Source organism: Myroides sp. C15-4, assembly GCF_050522745.1.
Lineage (GTDB): Bacteria > Bacteroidota > Bacteroidia > Flavobacteriales > Flavobacteriaceae > Flavobacterium.
Genome location: NZ_JBMVQX010000071.1, coordinates 1 through 3,385, shown reverse-complemented (window position 1 = coordinate 3,385; position 3,385 = coordinate 1). Strand labels below are relative to the sequence as shown.

1 protein-coding gene and 1 pseudogene are annotated in these 3,385 nt (G+C 35.2%); both read left to right on the top strand.

What is annotated here, in order from left to right:
* Positions 1 to 84: 84 nt before the first annotated feature.
* A complete protein-coding gene (locus ACPDHL_RS16025; protein WP_430533714.1) occupies positions 85 to 2,049 on the top strand; it encodes an OmpA family protein in 1,965 nt (654 codons plus the stop codon).
* Between the two features lie 569 nt (positions 2,050 to 2,618).
* Positions 2,619 to 3,385: pseudogene (locus tag ACPDHL_RS16020) on the top strand (hypothetical protein); the annotation flags it as partial.

The following is a 3,385-nucleotide window of genomic DNA, read 5'->3' as shown; positions in this document are numbered from 1 at the left end:
TCCCATGAGATCTTTATGAAATTTGAATTATTTAGTAACAACAGAAGAAAAGTCGCTCCTCGATTTTTCTAAAAACACAACTATATGGTTAGAAAAACGAAATACCTTAGCCTATTGGTTTGTTTTTTGCTGACAAGTCTGCTTAGTTTTGGACAGTCGAGAAAAGAAAAAAAAGCAGACCGAAATTTTGATACCTATGCGTATGTGGATGCCATTCAAATGTATGAAAATATGGCTGAACAAGGGTATATCAATACTTCTATTCTGAGTAAATTAGGTGATTCATATTACTTTAATGCTAAGTTCGTCGAAGCAAATAAATGGTACGAACAGCTGATAGAAGGAAGTTATGAAGACAAGGATTTAACAACTTTAAATAAGGAGTACTATTATCGCTATGCACAAACGCTCAAAGCAGTGGATCAACCCCAAAAAGCAGATGCAATCTTGGAAGAGTTTGCTGCTCTAGCAGCGAATGATTCGCGGGCACAACTTTTTATAACGAATAGCGAATTAGTTGAAAAAACATTGCCTTCCTCTCGTTTTACTTTGTCGAATTTATCGTGTAATAGTGAATATTCAGATTACGGAGCAACATTGCTAGGTAATCAGTTGATTTTTACTTCTTCTCGCGTGAATGATCAAATGAAAAACAAAATTCACAATTGGACGAATCAAGCTTATACTAAACTCTACACAACTACAATTGGTGTGGATGGTGGTTTCGGAGAACCTGTTCTTTTTGCCAAAGAAATTGCCTCTAAAGAACTCAATATGGGAACTGCTATTTTTACCAAAGATGGAAAGACAATGTATTTTACCAGTAATAATGGTTCCATACGCGGAGGCAAACGCGCGCAGTATAATAAAGAAGAATCTTCAGTACTTAAAATCTATGTATCCCATCAGCAACCTGATGGAAGTTGGGGGGTGGCTGAATCCTTAGCTTTCAATTTAGAGGATTACAATACCGCTCATCCTGCTTTGACACCAGATGAAAAGTGGATGTATTTTGTTTCCGATCGCCAAGGAAGTTTAGGGCAATCCGATTTATTTCGTGTAAGTCGTTTTGAGGATGGTCATTTTGGGCCAGTTGAACATCTAGGTGATAAGGTTAATACAGCAGGTCGTGAAACTTTTCCCTTTATTTCTTCCGATTATACGTTATACTTTTCTAGCGATGGACATCCGGGTTTTGGGGGATTGGACGTATTTAAAGTTAAAATTCAACGCGATGGGCAATTGGGAGTTCCTGTGAATTTAGGTCCTGATATCAACAGTGCTTTTGACGACTTTGGTCTATATATCGATTCGGCTACGAAGAAGGGATTTATTACCTCAAATAAACCTGGGGGACATGGAGGAGATGATCTTTACCTCTTTATAGAACAAGCTTGTACACAACTTGTCGATGGTTTGATTTCCAACCAAGAAGGAGGGGAATACTTAGATCAAGTGGTCATTGGTTTTTACGATGCAATGAATAAGAAAGTAGCAGAAATACAATCCGATAGTCAGGGGTATTTTAGTTTTGATCAGCTCGCTTGTGGTCGTGAGTATCTCGTTCGCGCTAGTAAAAAAGGATATTTGACCAAAGAGATGCGTATCCATACAAATCGCGAGGTCAAAGAGCGTTTGTATATTACATTAGAATCTGATGGAACGCGTATTGGACAAGGAGATGATTTGTTCGACAAATTAAAATTATCGCCAATTTATTTTGATTTTGATAAGTCAACGATAAGACCCGATGCGCAAATAGAGCTAATGAAAGTGGTAGAAGTGATGAAACAACACCCGAGCTTGGTTGTTGATATTCGCTCTCATACTGATAGCCGAGGTAATGATCGTTATAATAGGCAGTTGTCTGACCGTCGTGCAAAAGCGACCATGCAATGGATGATTAGCAAGGGTATTGCAGCCGATCGCTTAACTGGAAAAGGCTATGGAGAAAGTCAGTTGCTAAACAAGTGTAGCAAGGGTATTCCTTGTTCAGAGGAAGAGCATCAAGTAAATAGACGAAGTGAATTTATTATTCTGAATTTATAAAGGAAATGATCCTGCTTTTTTATAATTCTTTACTATAACAGTAAATAGGAGCTAGTGATTTTCATCTAAAGAGGTTGTTTAAGCAACCTCTTTTTTTATGGCAATTCCTTTTTTATTGTATGCGTGCATACGAGTTGATTTTGCATTTTCTAATACAAGGGACTATTGGTTGAGAATCTTTTATTTTTATATCTAGCTGACGTTTTTTTTTGAATTTTATGTAACAACTCCCTTGAAAGAGAAAAAAAGTGAATGTGAAATGTTTAATTCTATTTTGTTTTTTTTGTCTACTCGTTTTGAGATTATTTGAAGTTAAAATTAAACGTGTTTTTTGATTAATTCGACGAGAGTAGGGATGGTTTCCGTAAAGATGATTATATGCGAATAATAGTGTTAATTTAGATTGTGATTTATTTGTGAAATTATAGTAAATTTTATGAGTTATATCTATGTTATATTCTTTTTGTTGGTGTTATTTGTAATAATTAATACTTATTATTAAATTTTATATAATGGTTGTAAATTTGTATAACAATATTTTATGAGTTGTATAACAAAAAAAATTGGATATGATAAGAAGATTAATTCCATTAGTGACACTTATTTTAAGTAGTTCAGCAATGGCTCAAATTGGTATTGGTACTAAAAAAGCAGCCAGTTCTGCACAATTGGAGATTGTTGCCCTGAAAAAAGGGGTTTTACTACCTAGAGTAGAGCTAAAAGATAAAAGTGAATTTTCCCCTATAGAAGGAGAAAGAGTCGAGAGTTTATTGGTCTACCATACAGGTAATACAAATCTAGTAGCAGGTTTTTATTATTGGAAATCAAATGCTTGGACACCTTTACTTTCTGGTGATACATTCATAGATCGCAAAAATAATACTTTTACTATTGAAGGAAACCCAACTAAAAATGGAGAAGAATCTTTAGTAATTACAGATACTGAAAATCACAGCGTTTATTTAGCAGTGTCCGATATTGCAAATAATAAGACGTTTGTAACGCATTTAGTTGAAAATAGCGAATTTATCACTCAGTTGGGGGATAATATAGAGTTTATCCAACACATTACCAACAACAACGAATTCATTGAAAACATTATCAATGAACTAAAAGGAAAATATGGAAATGTAAACTACAACCCAACAACCAATGCATTTGTGTACTATGATGCACAAGGAGCAGAACACAATATTGATTGGTCTACGTTAAATACGACCAACGTGAGCTTTACCTTAGAGAATGATCAGTTGGTTGTTACCGATTCAGCGAACCATAGCGTGCGTTTGGATGTGGCAGAGATTGCCAACAATACGACTTTTGTTACCAACCTTGT

Coding starts and splice junctions, on each gene's coding strand:
- ACPDHL_RS16025 (WP_430533714.1), top strand. CDS start 85: ATGGTTAGAAAAACGAAATACCTTAGCCTATTGGTTTGTTTTTTGCTG.